We start from the raw sequence: 14687 nt of genomic DNA on the forward strand, positions 1-14687 counted from the left end.
GGCCGTCGGGTGTTCCCTAAACGAGGGAGAGCCTTTATTATCCATGATCACTTTGCTTAAGCCACGGCTATCAAACGGATTTCATGTATCAACCTGTCGCGTTATTCATTGGCCTGCGCTACATGCGCGGGCGAGCCTCAGACCGCTTCGGACGGTTTGTTTCCTGGCTTTCCACCATCGGCATTACGCTGGGGGTGATGGCGTTGGTCACCGTGCTGTCGGTGATGAACGGATTCGAAAAGGATCTGGAGAACAACATCCTCGGCCTGATGCCGCAGGCGTTGGTCACCAGTCCGCAAGGATCGGTCAACCCGCAGCAGCTGCCGGCCTCCGAGGTGCAGAAGCTGCAGGGCGTCACGCGCGTCGCGCCGCTGACCACCGGTGACGTGGTGCTGCAAAGCGCCCGCAGCGTAGCGGTCGGGGTGATGCTCGGCGTCAATCCCGACGAAGCCGATCCGCTGACCCCGTACCTGGTCAACGTCAAGCAGCAACAGCTGCAGCCGGGCCAGTACAACATCATCATCGGTGAACAGCTGGCGGGGCAACTCGGCGTCAAGCGCGGCGATTCGCTGCGCGTGATGGTGCCAAGCGCCAGCCAGTTCACGCCGATGGGCCGCATTCCCAGCCAGCGTCTGTTCACCCTCATCGGCACCTTCCACGCCAACAGCGAGGTGGACGGCTATCAGCTGCTGGTCAACCAACAGGACGCTTCGCGCCTGATGCGCTACCCGGCAGGCAACATCACCGGCTGGCGCCTGTTCCTGCAACAGCCGCTGACGGTCGATACCCTCAGCCAACAGCCGTTGCCGGCGGGCACGGTCTGGAAGGACTGGCGCGATCGCAAGGGCGAGCTGTTCCAGGCTGTGCGCATGGAGAAGAACATGATGGGGCTGCTGCTCAGCCTGATCGTGGCGGTGGCGGCGTTTAACATCATTACCTCGCTCGGCCTGCTGGTGATGGAAAAGCAGGGTGAAGTCGCCATTCTGCAGACCCAGGGGCTGACTCGCCGCCAGATCATGTCGGTGTTTATGGTGCAGGGCGCCAGCGCCGGCATCATCGGTTCGCTGCTTGGCACGCTGCTCGGCGTGCTGCTGGCCACCAACCTGAATAACCTGATGCCGATCCTCGGCGCCTTGATCGACGGCGCTTCGCTGCCGGTGGCGGTCGATCCGCTGCAGGTGACGATCATCGCCGTGGTGGCGATGGCGGTTTCCCTGTTGTCCACGCTTTATCCTTCATGGCGCGCTGCCGCCGTACAACCCGCTGAGGCTTTACGTTATGAGTAACCATCTTTTGCTGCAGTGTGACAACCTGTGCAAGACCTATCAGGAAGGCAATCTGCACACCGACGTGCTGCGCAACGTCAGCTTTGCCATGCAGCAGGGCGAGATGATGGCGATCGTCGGCAGCTCGGGTTCCGGCAAGAGCACCCTGTTGCACCTGCTGGGCGGGCTGGACTCACCGACCTCCGGCGAGGTGATTTTCAAGGGCGAATCGCTGAACGCCATGTCTTCGGCGGCCAAGGCCGAGCTGCGCAACCGCCAACTGGGCTTCATCTATCAGTTCCACCATCTGCTGCCGGACTTCACCGCGCTGGAAAACGCCGCCATGCCGCTGCTGATCGGCGGCGCCAAGCCGGCGCAGGCGCAGGAGAAGGCGCGGGAGATGCTGGCGGCGGTCGGGCTGGAAAAACGCAGCAAACACCGCCCGTCAGAGCTCTCCGGCGGCGAGCGTCAGCGCGTGGCGATCGCGCGTGCGCTGGTTAACAATCCGGCGCTGGTGCTGGCGGACGAACCGACCGGTAACCTGGACAAACGCACCGCGGACAGCATCTTCGATCTGCTGGGCGAGCTGAACGTGCGTCAGGGCACCGCTTTCCTGGTGGTGACGCACGATCTGCAGCTGGCCAAGCGTCTGAGCCGCCAGTTGGAAATGGCCGACGGCCACCTGCAGGCGCAGCTGACCCTGATGGGGGCCGAGTAATGGCGGGAGCCTCACTGTCCTTCCTGACGGCCCTGCGTTTCAGCCGCGGCCGTAAACGCGGCGGCATGGTGTCGCTGATCTCGGTCATCTCCACCATCGGCATTGCGCTGGGGGTAGCGGTGCTGATCGTCGGCCTGAGCGCGATGAACGGCTTTGAGCGCGAGCTGAAGAACCGCATTCTGGCGGTGGTGCCGCATGGCGAACTCGAACCGGTCAATCAGCCGTTCAGCGGCTGGCCGTCGATTCTGCAGCGGGTGGAAAAGGTGCCGGGCATTGTGGCCGCCGCGCCGTACATCAACTTTACCGGCCTGATGGAGAACGGCGCACAGCTGCGCGCGGTGGAAGTCAAGGGCGTTGATCCGCAGCAGGAAAGCCGGCTGAGCGCGCTGCCGCAGTATGTGCAGGGCGACGCCTGGGCCAACTTCAAGCCCGGCGAGCAGCAGGTGATCCTCGGCAGGGGCGTGGCCGACGCGCTGGGCGTCAAGCAGGGCGCCTACGTGACGGTGATGATCCCCAACAGCGACCCGGAAATGAAGCTGCTGCAGCCGAAGCGCATTCGTCTGCACGTGACCGGCATTTTGCAGCTCAGCGGCCAGCTCGATCACAGCCTGGCGCTGGTGCCGTTGGCCGACGCGCAGCAGTATCTCGACATGGGTGACAGCGTCACGGGCATCGCGCTCAAGATGAACGACGTGTTCGCCGCCAACAAACTGGTGCGCGACGCCGGCGAAGTGACCAACGCCTACATTTACATCAAGAGCTGGATCGGCAAATACGGCTATATGTACCGCGACATCCAGATGATCCGCGCCATCATGTATCTGGCGATGGTGCTGGTGATCGGCGTAGCCTGCTTCAACATTGTCTCCACGCTGGTGATGGCGGTGAAAGACAAAAGCGCCGACATTGCGGTGCTACGCACCCTGGGCGCCAAAGACGGCTTTATCCGCGCCATCTTCATCTGGTATGGGCTGCTGGCCGGGCTGCTGGGCAGCCTGAGCGGCGTGGTGATCGGGGTGATCGCCTCGCTGCAGCTGACCAACATCATCCGGGGCATCGAGAAACTGGTCGGCCACTCCTTCCTGTCGGGCGATATCTACTTCATCGATTTCCTGCCTTCCGAGCTGCACTGGCTGGATGTGCTGATCGTGTTGGCGACCGCCATCGTGCTGAGCCTGTTGGCCAGTTGGTATCCGGCCAGGCGTGCCAGCCGCATCGATCCAGCGCGGGTGCTGAGCGGACAATAAAACCCACGGGGAGGCAGCGATGCCGCCCCGTTTTTTTAGCCTGGGGATGGGTTATGTACTACGGTTTCGATATGGGTGGCACCAAGATTGAGCTGGGGGTATTCGACGACCGCCTGCAGCGCATTTGGCAAAAGCGGGTGCCGACGCCGCGTGAGGATTACCGGCAGCTGCTGGCCACGCTGTGCGATCTGACCCTTGAGGCGGATGCGTTTTGCGGCCGGCGCGGCAGCGTCGGCATCGGCATCCCAGGCCTGCCCAACGATGATGACGGCACGCTGTTTACCGCCAACGTGCCGGCGGCGATGGGGCGACCGCTGCCGCGCGATCTGGCGGCGCTGATCGGGCGCGAGGTGCGGGTCGATAACGACGCCAACTGCTTTGCGCTGTCGGAGGCCTGGGACGACGAGTTTCGCCGCTACCCGACGGTGCTGGGCATCATCCTCGGCACCGGCGTTGGCGGCGGGCTGATCGTCGACGGCAAGACGGTGCCTGGGCGCAACTATATCGCCGGCGAGTTCGGCCATTTGCGCCTGCCGGTGGACGCGCTCGAGGTGCTGGGGCGTGATGTGCCTCGCGTTGCCTGCGGGTGCGGCCATCAGGGTTGCATTGAAAATTACATATCGGGCCGCGGTTTCGAATGGATGTACGCCCATTTCTATGGCCGGCACTTGCCTGCCACCGAGATCATTGCGCATTATCAGGCGGGTGAGCCGCAGGCGGTGGCCCACGTCGACCGCTTTATGGACGTGCTGGCGATCTGCCTGGGCAACCTGCTGACGGTGCTGGATCCGCACCTGGTGGTGATCGGCGGCGGGCTGTCGAACTTCGACGCCATTTACCAGGCGTTGCCTCAGCGGCTGCCGGCGCACCTGCTGCGGGTGGCCCGGCTGCCGCGCATCGAGAAGGCGCGCTATGGTGACGCCGGCGGCGTGCGCGGTGCAGCGTTCCTCAATTTGGTCAACAGGGAAAAGTAAGGAGAGAGTTAATGCACACTCGCCATCGGCTGTGTCAGTTTCGCAAGAGTAAGCATGTGCTGCATCAGCGCTTTCGTTCACGCATTTTTCACCGTGACACCATGGCGGCGGCCGAGCTGAAAAAGCCGTTTGTGGTGGTGTTGACCGGGGCCGGCATTTCGGCCGAGTCGGGCATTCGCACCTTCCGCGCCGCGGATGGGCTATGGGAAGAGCACCGGGTGGAGGACGTCGCCACGCCGGAAGGTTTTCAGCGCGATCCGGCGCTGGTGCAGGCGTTTTACAACGAACGCCGCCGCCAGCTGCAGACGGAAGAGATCGCCCCGAACGCCGCGCACCGTGCGCTGGCGGACCTGGAAGAGTGGCTGGGGGACAACTTCCTGTTGGTCACGCAAAACATCGATAACCTGCATGAGCGCGCCGGCAGCAAGCGGGTGCTGCACATGCACGGCGAATTGCTGAAGGTGCGCTGCACCCAGTCGGGCCAGGTGTTCGAATGGCCCGGCGATCTCAGCGTTGACGACCGTTGCCACTGCTGCCAGTTCCCGGCGCCGCTGCGGCCGCACGTGGTGTGGTTCGGCGAGATGCCGCTGGGCATGGACGACATTTACCAGGCGCTGAGCAAGGCCGATTTCTTCGTCGCCATCGGCACCTCCGGCCACGTCTATCCGGCGGCCGGCTTCGTGCATGAGGCGCGGCTGGGCGGCGCCTACGCCATGGAACTGAACCTGGAACCGAGCCAGGTAGAGAGCCAGTTCGACGAGAAACACTACGGTCTTGCCAGCGAAGTGGTGCCGCGTTTTGTGCACAAATTCCTGGTGGGCAAGGTGGCGCGGGCCGACAGGCCCTGAGAAAGGCATCAGGGCGCACTGCGCGCCCTGATGGGATGGCGGGGCGTGTTAGCGCCCGGCTTTCAGCTTTTGGAAGTAGCTTTCGTACAGCGTGCTGGCGTCGCCGACGTCGTTTTGCCACTCGCCGTGCTCAATCACCGCCTTATCCGGGTAGAGTGATTTATCGTTGGCGATCTCCGGCGACAGCAGCTTCTTCGCCGCCAGGTTCGGCGTCGGGTAACCGATGGTTTCCGCCACCTGCACTGCGATTTCCGGCCGTAGCAGGAAGTCTATCAGCTTCAGCGCCCCCTCGACGTTGCGCGCGTTGGCCGGAATGGCCAGGCTGTCCATCCAGAAGATCCCGCCTTCCTTCGGCCAAACGATCTCCAGCGGCGTGCCGGCCTGGCGCGCCACGAAGGCCGAACCGTTCCACACCATACCGACGTTGACTTCCCCTTCCATAAACGGGTTGCCCGGGTTGTCGGAGTTGAAGGCCAGCACGTTCGGCATCAATTTCTGCAGTTCGTGATAGGCGGCTTCGATCTCTTTCGGGTCAGTGGTGTTGCCGGAATAGCCCAGCTTGAGCAGCGCCATCTGGAACACTTCGCGCGCGTCGTCGGTCAGCAGCAGGCGGCCTTTGTACTGCGGCTGCCACAGATCGGCCCAGGCGGTAACGGTAGAGGGATCCTGCGCGTCGCTGTTGACGCCGATGGCGGTAGCGCCCCAGATGTAAGGAATGGAATAGTCGTTGTTAGGATCGAACGGCTTGTTCAGCAGGGTAGGATCGAGATCCTTGAAGTGGCTGAGCTTGCTCTTGTCGATTTTTTGCAGCATGCCTTCCTTGCTCATCTTGGCGATGAAGTAAGTGGAAGGCACCACCAGATCGTACGCGCCGTCTTTGTAGGTCTTCAGCTTGGCGTACATGCTTTCGTTGGATTCATAGGTGGAATAGATCACCTTGATGCCGGTTTCCTTGGTGAACTGCTCCAGCAGCCCCGGCGGGACGTATTCAGTCCAGTTATAGAAGTACAGTGTCTTGCCGTCAGAGGCGTTTGCAGAGCAGAAACTCAGCGCCATCATCCCGGCTGCGAGCAGATGTGACCACTTTTTCATGCAGCGTATCCTTCAGCAGTAGTGAGCCGAACCCGTATGGGCAAACCGTTTGGCGGCAGCGCCATACCCCAGAAAGGGGCCATTATAGGGGCCGGGGTGAGGTGGGTAAAGGCGGTTATCCCGCTGGCAAATCAAGGGGTTTGGCGGCTTAAAGTGCATCACAATTTGATTGTCTCGCGCTGGACAGGCGGTGAAGCGCGTGCGAAACAATAATTTTGGCGAATAAACGAGGGCGGCGATGAATTTCAAACAGGTCTTCAGCCAGGCGGAGCTCAGCAAGACGGATCTGACGATTTTGCACTGCATTCTCGACAATCCGGACGCCTGCATCGACGACGGCATCCGCGCGGTGTCCACACGCTGCTACAGTTCCCCCTCAACGCTGGTGCGGCTGGCCAAAAAGCTGGGCTTTCGCGGCTATCTCGAACTGGTCTATTTCATCAAGTTCAACCTGACGATGGCGCCGGCCTACCAGGCGGAACGCGTGACGTCGGCGGCACCGCCGGCCCAGCAGGCGCAGTTTCTCGATCTGCTCGACAGCGGCAAAATCCTGATCCACGGCAGCGGTTTTTCGCAGCTGGTGGCGCAGTATATGTACAACAAGTTTATGACGCTGGGCGTAGACAGTTACCTGTCGCTGTGGCCGGATTTCGACATTCTTGACCGTGAGACGCGCTTTCGCTTCGATATGGTGATCGTGATTTCAAAGTCGGGCAACAGCGGCTCGGCGCTGAGCTGGGGCGAGGCGGTGAAGCGTAACCGCATTCTGCTGGCGGCTTTCTGCGGCGACGGCGACAGCCCGCTGGCGCAGCAGGCCGACATGACCTTTCTGTTTGAGGACCGGCAAAAATACGATCACGATATCTACTATCCCAACCCGTTTTTCGGCCACTGTCTGTTGGGATTCGAGAATGTGATCACCGCCTGGTTTGAACGACGCGGCCGCTGACGGCCGCGCCGCATCGCTTAGCGCCAGTGCACGGCATACTGACGGTGGGCCTGCAGGTACTCCTCCACCAGCGTTTTCGCCAGCGAGTAGGAGTTGACCAGCGGGTGTACCATCAGCGCCTTGATGGCCAGTTGGCGGTTGCCGGTCAGGATCGCCGCCACCGCCAGCCGTTCGTACTCTTTCACCTGCGAAATCAGGTTTTTCTGGGTGTCGGGAATATCGCGCATTTTGACCGGCTGAATGCCGGCGCTGCTCAATTCGCAGCTGATTTCGATCACGTCTTCCGGGTGCAGAAAATCGAGCGTGTCGCGGTTTTGCATCGATACCACCACGCGTTTTTGCCGGCCGCTGTTGACCGCCTCCAGAATGTCGATCGCTACCCCGGCATAGCCGCCGCTGTCCGGCTGTTCGATAAACTGTTGCAGCGTCAGCATCTCACGCGTTTTCACCTTGCCCTGGTTGGACTCGCGCTGCATGTAGGAGTTTTCGCGCTGCAGGTAATGGCTGAAGTAGACAGAGAAGGCGTGTTCCAACTGACGGGGGATGTCCAGCTCGCCCAACGCCGACAGCATTTGGCGATTGATCGCCGCGATTTGTTCGCCGCGGGTCTCGCCGCCCTCGACGATGGCGGCGATCGCCTGCTCACGGTAGTAGTAATAGTAGAGATACTCGTTGAGCATCAGGTTGTCCGACAGCGCCACCAGCTCCGGCGAGAAGTATTTCATGCAGGTTTCGCGATACAGGCGCGGATCCGCCAGCAACCGTTCCGTGACCGGCTCACCGTTGACGCGCGCATTGCGGAACCAGGAAAGATGGTTGAGGCCGAAGCAATCGACGCTCAGTTGGTCTTCGCGGCAGCCCAGCAGCTCGGCCAGTTCGCGAATGAACTCGCTGGGGGCGTCGCAGATACCGTAGACCCGGCGCTGGAAGCCGGATTTGATGATCGCCTCGGTCACCATGCCGGAAGGATTGGTGAAGTTGAACAAGACCGCGTCCGGCGAGGAAAGCTGCTCGATCAGGCGGCAATAATCGAGGATCGCCGGGATCGAACGCATCGCCATGGCGAAGCCGCCGGCGCCGGTGGTTTCTTGCCCGAGCAACTGGTGATTGAGCGCGATGCGCTCGTCATGGATGCGGCCTTCCTCGCCGCCAATGCGCAGGGTGGTGATGATGTAGTCGGCGCCTTGCAGTGCCTGGCGCGGATCGCTGCTGAGGCTGAAAGCAATGTCGTCGCGAATGCGCTGGAACACGCCCTGCGCGAGGGCGCCGTAGATCGCCAGATGGCGCTCATCGGTATCCATAAACACCACTTCGGTAATGCCGATGCGATGGGCGTTATAGGCAATGGATTTGGCGAGGAACGGGGAACGTACGCCGCCGCCGCCGAGAACGGTTAATTTCATTCGATATCTCCCATTAATAAAGCGTTAGAGTGCCGCTAAATATTTCTCTACCTGATTTTTGACCTTGCCGACCGTGACGCCGTAAATTACCTGGACTTCACGGCGATTCTTCACCACGCCTTTGGCGCCGGTGCTTTTCAACGCGGCTTCATCCACCCGCGCCATATCCTTTAATTCCACCCGCAGCCGGGTAAAGCAGTTATCGACGGAAATAATGTTTTCCTTGCCGCCCAGCGCGCGAATAATGATGCCGCTCGGCTCGTCCGGGGTATTTTTGCGGTTTCGGTAATCCTGTTTGGAATAGAGTTTGACGTCCTGATCATCTTCACGGCCCGGCGTTTTCAGATTGAGCTTCAGCACCAGCGTTTTGAACACCAGGTAATACACCGCAAACTGCACCAGGCCGATGACCACATACAGCGGCCAGCGGGTGAGGGAGACCGGCAGCGGCAGGTTGTAGGCCAGGAACTCGACCAGCCCGCTGGCGCCCCAGGGGCGCACCTGGAACAGGTTGCAGGCCACCTGCGACAGCGCGGTCAACACGGCGTGGATCACCCACAGCAGCGGAGAGATAAACAGGAAGGTGAACTCTATCGGCTCGGTGATGCCGACCAGGATCGAGGTGGTGATGGCCGGGATCAGAATCGCCTTGGCCAGCATTTTCTTTTCCGGTTTGGCGGTGTGATAGAAAGCCAATGCCGCGCCCGGCAGGCCGAAGATAGTTACCATCCCTTGCTGCGAGAAGCGCAGCGCCTCGTTCATCAGCGGCGAGATGCTCGGGTCGCGCATATAGGCCAGGAAAATCGCCTGCGAGCCGGAGATGGTCTGGCCGTCCTGCACGATTGAACCGCCGATGCTGGTGAGCTGGAACGGCGACCAGATAAAGTGGTGTAGCCCGGTGGGGATGAGGAATTTCTCGAAGAAACCGTAGGCGAATACCCCGAGCGAGCCGGAGCTTTTCATAAAGCCGGTCAGCGCGATCAGGCCCTGCGAGATGGCCGGCCACAGGTAGCTGAAGGCGACGGCGTACAGCATGATGATCGGCGTCATGGCGATCAGCACCAGCTTGGCGCCGCCATAGACCGAAAACACGCCGTTGAGTTCGACGTTGCACAGGCGGTTGTGCACCCAGGCGAGGGTGACGCCGAGGATAAGACCGAGGAAAATGCCCATATCCACCACGGTAAAGCCCAGCAGTTCCGTCTGCCCGGTGCCGTAATATTCGCCGTTGATCTTGGTCGCGACGTGGCCGCTGAGCTGCAGATAAGACGAATTGGCGCCGAGGAACATGATAAAGCACATCACCGCGACCAGCGCCGCTTCGCTTTTTTTGTCTTTGGCCAGGCCGTAGGTAATGCCGATGCAGAAAATCAGCCCGAGATTACCGAATAACGGCCAGAAGGTATCGCCGATCATTTTACCGATAGTGAAGATGGCAGAATGTTCATTGATTAATGTGGCATTGGTGAGAATAGAACTGAGCGCCAGAATCAGACCGATTACCGGCAGGAAAAATATCGGCCCCATCATGGCTTTGGAGAAAAGCTGCAGCTTGCTTAAGATATTATCGATAATACCTTTCATGGCAGTTCCTTTTTATATTTTAATGGATGACGACGTTGCTGAATAAACTCCCTGGAAGCGAGAAAAAATAAGGCACCTTGCCTGGGTTCAGTTATAGGGGGAAGTTTTCGCCGCTGCAATCGGCGGGGCGGAAATAGGCACCGATGGTCAGCGGATGACAACCGGTGCCGGTTGTGAAGGGGATCACAACCGGGCGCCACAGCGCCCGGCGGGAAGGGTTATTCGGCCTTGGGCGAGCGATCGCGCATCACCCACTGGCTGGCGATCACCAGCACCAGCGACAGCAGCAGCAAAATGGTGGCCAGCGCGTTGACCTCCGGCGAGACGCCGACTTTCACCATCGAATAGATCTTCAGCGGCAAAATCTCGTAGCTCGGCCCGGTGACGAAGGAGGAGACGACCACGTCGTCCATCGACAGGGTGAAGCTCAACAGCCAGCCGGCCGCCACCGCCGGCATCGCCAGCGGCAAAATGATCTTGCGCAGAATGGTGAACTCGCTTGCGCCGAGATCGCGCGCGGCTTCCAGCATCTTCACGTCGAACCCTTTCAGGCGCGCGTAGACGGTCACTACCACGAACGGCAGGCAAAAGGTGATGTGCGAGAACAGCAGCGACCAGAAGCCGAGCGAAATGCCCAGCAGCATGAACAGCACCAGCAGCGAGATGGCCATCACGATGTCCGGCGACATCATCACCACGAACAGCATGCCGCCGACGAACGGCTTGCCGCGGAAGCGGTAGCGATACAGCGCCACCGCGGTCAGCGAGCCGATCAGCGTGGCGAAGGTGGCGGAGAGCACCGCCATGGTCAGCGAATGGCCGGCGGCCTGCAGCAGGCTGTCGTTGTTGAGCAGCGTGCTGTACCACTTGGTGGTGGCTCCTTGCCAACTGATACCGAAGCGCGAGGCGTTGAAGGAGTTGACGATCAGGATGACGATCGGGATATACAGATAGGCGTATACCAGCGTCATAAAGCCGCCGCGCAGCAGACGTCCGATCATGCCAGATCCTCCTTCTTGTTCAACAGACGGGCGGCCCGGTAATAGACCAGCAGCAACAGCCCCATCACCAGCGTCAGGCAGATGCTGGTAGCCGCGCCGAATGGCCAGTCGCGGATATTGAGGAACTGGCTTTTAATCACGTTGCCGATCAGCAGATTCTTGGCGCCGCCCATCAGATCGGCGACGAAGAACAGCCCCATCGCCGGCAGCACCACCAGCAGGCAGCCGGCGATAATGCCCGGCATGGTCAGCGGCACGATGATGCGGATAAAGGTCTGCAGCTTGCTGGCGCCGAGATCGCGCGCCGCCTCCAGGCAGGACTTATCGAGCTTTTCGATGCTGGAGTAGAGCGGCATCACCATAAACGGCAGCAGGATATACACCAGGCCGAGGATCACCGCTTCCGAGGTGTACATGATGCGCAGCGGCTTGTCGATGACGCCGATCCACAGCAGCGCGTCGTTGAGATAGCCGCGGGTGCTGAGAAACAGCTTCAGGCCGTAGATGCGGATCAGCGAGTTGGTCCAGAAGGGCACGATCAGCAGAAACAGCAGCAGCGGCCGCACCTTCTGCGGCAACCGCGCCAGGATAAAGGCGAACGGATAGCCGATCGCCAGGCAGCACAGGGTGGCGATCAGCGCCATGTTCAGCGAGTGCAGCAGCACCTGGGCGTACAAGGGGTCGAACAAGCGCCGGTAGTTGTCCAGCGTGAACACCATCTGCACCAGGTTGGCGTCGTCGCGGGTCAGGAAGCTGGTGGCGATGATCATCAGGTTCGGCATGAACACGAACAGCAACAGCCAGGCGACGACGCCGACGATCACCACATTCTGGAAGACTTTACGCGATTTCTTCATCGGCCAGCACCACCTCCCAGCTTTCAACCCAGGTCACCGCCATCTTCTGGTTGAGCGAGTGGTCGACGTCCGGATCGTCTTCATTGAAGAACTCGCTAACCATCACCGTTTTGCCGCTCTCCAGCTCAACCACCGACTCCAGCGTCATGCCTTTGTAGTTGCGCTCGCGCACGTAGCCGATCAGCCCGTCGTGCTGCGCGCTGTCGTTCACTTCTTCCACCCGCAGATCCTCCGGGCGCAGCAGCACCTTCAGCTTTTGGCCCGGCTCTACCGGCAGATCGGCATAGATGTCGCACTCGCGGCCCTCGACGTTGGCGCGCACCCGCTGCGGATCGAGGCGCTGCAAGACCACCGCGTCGAAAATGTTGATCTCGCCGATGAAGCTGGCGACGAACAGGTTCTTCGGCTCTTCGTAGATCTCACGCGGCGTGCCGTCCTGCTCGATGCGGCCTTCGCGCATCACCACGATGCGATCCGACATGGTCAGCGCTTCTTCCTGATCGTGGGTGACGAACACGAAGGTGATGCCCAGCTTGCGCTGCAGCGCCTTCAGCTCGTTCTGCATCTGTTTGCGCAGCTTGTAGTCCAGCGCCGAGAGCGATTCGTCCAGCAGCAGCACCTTCGGCTTGTTAACCACGGCGCGGGCGATGGCCACGCGTTGCTGTTGGCCGCCGGAGAGCTGGCCCGGCCGCCGCTGGGCGAACGCATCCAGTTGCACCATGCGCAGCGCCTCTTCGACGCGCGGCGTCAGTTCCGCCGCCGGCACCTTTTGCATGCGCAGGCCGAAGGCGACGTTGTCGAACACCGACATGTGCGGAAACAGGGCATAGCTCTGAAACACGGTGTTGACGTGGCGATGTTCGGCCGGAATGGCGGTGATATCCTGGCCGTCGAGCACGATGCGGCCCAAATCGGCGTCTTCAAGACCAGCGATCAGGCGCAGCACCGTGGTTTTGCCACAGCCGGAGGGGCCGAGAATGGTGAGGAATTCGCCGTGGTTAATCGCCAGTTCGAGATCGGCAATGATGGTTTTGCCATCGAACGCTTTGCTCAGGGCATGCAGTTCAACAAGGGGAGTCGGAGAGGATGTCTCAGTCATTTATCGTATTACTCTATCCCGTGGGCTAATGCAGATAGAACCGCAACTGGAAAAGACTGCCGGAGCTTGCGGGATGCCCGCTGATCAAATGAAGCTCAAACCAGTTACGCCAATGGAAATTTTTCGAGCGCGCATGATAGACGCTGAATGCCGGAATTGAAAGCCGATCCGGCCCAGATGCCGCGTTTTTCATCATGATAGCGACAAATGACCCTGTGATGACAGCGTTATTTCCCTCAGAAATCATCACAAAGATTAATGATATTGGCGAATTCTGGTTAAAAATGACCTGACGCAATATTTGATCCTGATCGGTTCCGCATAATGAAACGCGATATTCTGAGGGGCCGCTACCATGGACAAATTACTTGACCGCTTTTTCAACTACGTCTCTTTCGACACCCAGTCCAAAGCGAACGTAAAGCATGTGCCGAGCACCGACGGGCAGTTGAAGCTGGCGCGCGCGTTGCAGCAGGAAATGATCGCGCTCGGCTTCGAGCGGGTGTCGCTCAGCGAACACGGCTGCGTGATGGGCACCTGGCCGGGCAACGTCGCCTGGCCGGTGCCGGCGGTCGGTTTCATCGCCCATCTGGATACCTCGCCGGATTTCAGCGGCAAAAACGTCAATCCGCAGATCGTCGAGAACTATCGCGGCGGCGACATCGCGCTCGGCATCGGCGATGAAGTGCTGTCGCCGGTGATGTTCCCGATCCTGCACCAGATGCTGGGGCAGACCCTGATCACCACCGACGGCAAAACGCTGCTGGGCGCCGACGACAAGGCTGGCATCGCCGAGATCCTCACCGCCATGGTGCGCCTGCGCGCGCGCAAAATCCCGCACGGCGACATCCGCGTCGCCTTCACCCCGGACGAGGAGGTGGGCAAGGGGGCGCAGCTGTTCGACGTGGCGGCCTTCAACGCCGAATGGGCTTACACCGTGGACGGCGGCGGCGTCGGCGAGTTGGAGTGCGAGAACTTCAACGCCGCCTCGGTGACGATCAAAATCCTCGGCAACAGCGTGCACCCCGGCAGCGCCAAGGGCGTGATGGTCAACGCGCTGTCGTTGGCCACCCGCATTCATCAGGCGCTGCCGGCGGATGAAACGCCGGAGACCACCGAAGGCTACCAGGGCTTTTATCACCTCAGCAGCATCAAGGGCAGCGTAGAGCGCGCCGAAATGCACTATATCCTGCGCGACTTCGAGCGCGAGGGGTTTGAGGCGCGCAAGCGCAAGATGGTGGACATCGCCCGCGAGGTCGGCAAAGGCTTGCCGCGCGATTGCTATATCGAAGTGAGCATCGAAGACAGTTATTACAACATGCGCGAACAGGTGGCGGAGCACCCGCACGTGATCGCGCTGGCGCAGCAGGCGATGCGCGATTGCGACATCGAACCGGTGATGAAGCCGATCCGTGGCGGCACCGACGGCGCCCAGCTGTCGTTCCGCGGCCTGCCGTGCCCGAACCTGTTCACCGGCGGCTACAACTACCACGGCAAGCACGAGTTCGTGACCCTGGAAGGCATGGAGCAAGCGGTGGCGGTGATCATGCGCATCGCAGCGCTGGCCGCCGAGCGGGCGCGGTAAACAGGACGCTTGCGATCGGCATAATCGCTTGCCGTAACAAGGCGTTGCTCATAGTGTGGAAGCCT

At 60.7% G+C, this 14687-nt stretch carries 14 protein-coding genes; 7 read left to right on the forward strand and 7 right to left on the reverse strand.

Going from position 1 to position 14687, the window contains the following annotated elements; translation table 11 throughout:
- Positions 1-83: 83 nt before the first annotated feature.
- Genes lolC through cobB form a run of 5 tightly spaced genes read left to right on the forward strand, consistent with a single transcriptional unit; the run spans position 84 to position 5052 of the window.
- Positions 84-1286 (forward strand): lipoprotein-releasing ABC transporter permease subunit LolC, encoded by a 1203-nt coding sequence (lolC, locus tag QDT79_RS14100; RefSeq protein WP_130017931.1) that lies wholly within the window; start codon positions 84-86, stop codon positions 1284-1286.
- Entirely contained in the window at positions 1279-1983 is a 705-nt protein-coding gene (lolD, locus tag QDT79_RS14105) for a lipoprotein-releasing ABC transporter ATP-binding protein LolD (RefSeq protein WP_004941120.1), read from the forward strand. Before lolC ends, lolD begins: the two co-directional genes overlap by 8 nt.
- Positions 1983-3230 (forward strand): lipoprotein-releasing ABC transporter permease subunit LolE, encoded by a 1248-nt coding sequence (lolE, locus tag QDT79_RS14110; RefSeq protein ID WP_063989594.1) that lies wholly within the window; start codon positions 1983-1985, stop codon positions 3228-3230. The genes lolD and lolE overlap by 1 nt, the downstream gene beginning before the upstream one ends.
- 53 nt (positions 3231-3283) lie before the next feature.
- Complete coding sequence (gene nagK / locus QDT79_RS14115; protein WP_063989595.1) at positions 3284-4204, forward strand: N-acetylglucosamine kinase; 921 nt, start codon at positions 3284-3286, stop codon at positions 4202-4204.
- 11 nt (positions 4205-4215) lie between these two features.
- Positions 4216-5052, forward strand: a complete 837-nt coding sequence (gene cobB / locus QDT79_RS14120; protein WP_015377583.1) for a Sir2 family NAD+-dependent deacetylase — start codon at positions 4216-4218, stop codon at positions 5050-5052.
- Between the two features lie 48 nt (positions 5053-5100).
- On the opposite strand, the gene potD is transcribed toward cobB, so the two are convergent.
- Positions 5101-6144: a spermidine/putrescine ABC transporter substrate-binding protein PotD gene (gene potD / locus QDT79_RS14125; protein ID WP_033633291.1), complete on the reverse strand. Its 1044-nt coding sequence runs from the start codon at positions 6142-6144 to the stop codon at positions 5101-5103.
- Positions 6145-6382: 238 nt separating this feature from the next.
- Between potD and QDT79_RS14130 the strand changes: the two genes are divergently transcribed.
- Positions 6383-7093, forward strand: coding sequence for a MurR/RpiR family transcriptional regulator (locus tag QDT79_RS14130; protein ID WP_063989597.1), 711 nt, complete (start codon positions 6383-6385; stop codon positions 7091-7093).
- Between the two features lie 17 nt (positions 7094-7110).
- On the opposite strand, the gene QDT79_RS14135 is transcribed toward QDT79_RS14130, so the two are convergent.
- The 6 genes from QDT79_RS14135 to QDT79_RS14160 all read right to left on the reverse strand — a co-directional run bounded on the left by QDT79_RS14135 (position 7111) and on the right by QDT79_RS14160 (position 13335).
- On the reverse strand, positions 7111-8496 hold the full coding sequence (locus tag QDT79_RS14135; protein WP_063989598.1) for a family 4 glycosyl hydrolase: 1386 nt from the start codon (positions 8494-8496) through the stop codon (positions 7111-7113).
- A gap of 24 nt (positions 8497-8520) precedes the next feature.
- Complete coding sequence (locus QDT79_RS14140) at positions 8521-10080, reverse strand: PTS transporter subunit EIIC (RefSeq protein WP_308316636.1); 1560 nt, start codon at positions 10078-10080, stop codon at positions 8521-8523.
- Positions 10081-10298: 218 nt separating this feature from the next.
- Entirely contained in the window at positions 10299-11081 is a 783-nt protein-coding gene (potC, locus tag QDT79_RS14145) for a spermidine/putrescine ABC transporter permease PotC (RefSeq protein WP_047727722.1), read from the reverse strand.
- Positions 11078-11938 carry a spermidine/putrescine ABC transporter permease PotB gene (gene potB / locus QDT79_RS14150; RefSeq protein ID WP_063989600.1) on the reverse strand — a complete coding sequence of 287 codons (861 nt, stop codon included), beginning with the start codon at positions 11936-11938 and terminating at the stop codon, positions 11078-11080. The genes potC and potB overlap by 4 nt, the downstream gene beginning before the upstream one ends.
- The gene (potA, locus tag QDT79_RS14155; RefSeq protein ID WP_107226928.1) at positions 11922-13037 is read right to left on the reverse strand and encodes a spermidine/putrescine ABC transporter ATP-binding protein PotA; all 1116 of its coding nucleotides are present in this window, start codon (positions 13035-13037) and stop codon (positions 11922-11924) included. The genes potB and potA overlap by 17 nt, the downstream gene beginning before the upstream one ends.
- 25 nt (positions 13038-13062) lie before the next feature.
- The gene (locus QDT79_RS14160; protein WP_127146169.1) at positions 13063-13335 is read right to left on the reverse strand and encodes a hypothetical protein; all 273 of its coding nucleotides are present in this window, start codon (positions 13333-13335) and stop codon (positions 13063-13065) included.
- 57 nt (positions 13336-13392) lie between these two features.
- Here QDT79_RS14160 and pepT point away from each other — a divergent pair, with 57 nt between their 5' ends.
- Positions 13393-14622 carry a peptidase T gene (gene pepT, locus QDT79_RS14165; RefSeq protein ID WP_063989602.1) on the forward strand — a complete coding sequence of 410 codons (1230 nt, stop codon included), beginning with the start codon at positions 13393-13395 and terminating at the stop codon, positions 14620-14622.
- Positions 14623-14687: the final 65 nt, after the last annotated feature.

The sequence above is a fragment of the Serratia marcescens genome (assembly GCF_029846115.1).
GTDB classification, from domain to species: domain Bacteria; phylum Pseudomonadota; class Gammaproteobacteria; order Enterobacterales; family Enterobacteriaceae; genus Serratia; species Serratia marcescens_L.

Coding starts and splice junctions, on each gene's coding strand:
- lolC (WP_130017931.1), top strand. CDS start 84: ATGTATCAACCTGTCGCGTTATTCATTGGCCTGCGCTACATGCGCGGG.
- lolD (WP_004941120.1), top strand. CDS start 1,279: ATGAGTAACCATCTTTTGCTGCAGTGTGACAACCTGTGCAAGACCTAT.
- lolE (WP_063989594.1), top strand. CDS start 1,983: ATGGCGGGAGCCTCACTGTCCTTCCTGACGGCCCTGCGTTTCAGCCGC.
- nagK (WP_063989595.1), top strand. CDS start 3,284: ATGTACTACGGTTTCGATATGGGTGGCACCAAGATTGAGCTGGGGGTA.
- cobB (WP_015377583.1), top strand. CDS start 4,216: ATGCACACTCGCCATCGGCTGTGTCAGTTTCGCAAGAGTAAGCATGTG.
- potD (WP_033633291.1), bottom strand. CDS start 6,144: ATGAAAAAGTGGTCACATCTGCTCGCAGCCGGGATGATGGCGCTGAGT.
- QDT79_RS14130 (WP_063989597.1), top strand. CDS start 6,383: ATGAATTTCAAACAGGTCTTCAGCCAGGCGGAGCTCAGCAAGACGGAT.
- QDT79_RS14135 (WP_063989598.1), bottom strand. CDS start 8,496: ATGAAATTAACCGTTCTCGGCGGCGGCGGCGTACGTTCCCCGTTCCTC.
- QDT79_RS14140 (WP_308316636.1), bottom strand. CDS start 10,080: ATGAAAGGTATTATCGATAATATCTTAAGCAAGCTGCAGCTTTTCTCC.
- potC (WP_047727722.1), bottom strand. CDS start 11,081: ATGATCGGACGTCTGCTGCGCGGCGGCTTTATGACGCTGGTATACGCC.
- potB (WP_063989600.1), bottom strand. CDS start 11,938: ATGAAGAAATCGCGTAAAGTCTTCCAGAATGTGGTGATCGTCGGCGTC.
- potA (WP_107226928.1), bottom strand. CDS start 13,037: ATGACTGAGACATCCTCTCCGACTCCCCTTGTTGAACTGCATGCCCTG.
- pepT (WP_063989602.1), top strand. CDS start 13,393: ATGGACAAATTACTTGACCGCTTTTTCAACTACGTCTCTTTCGACACC.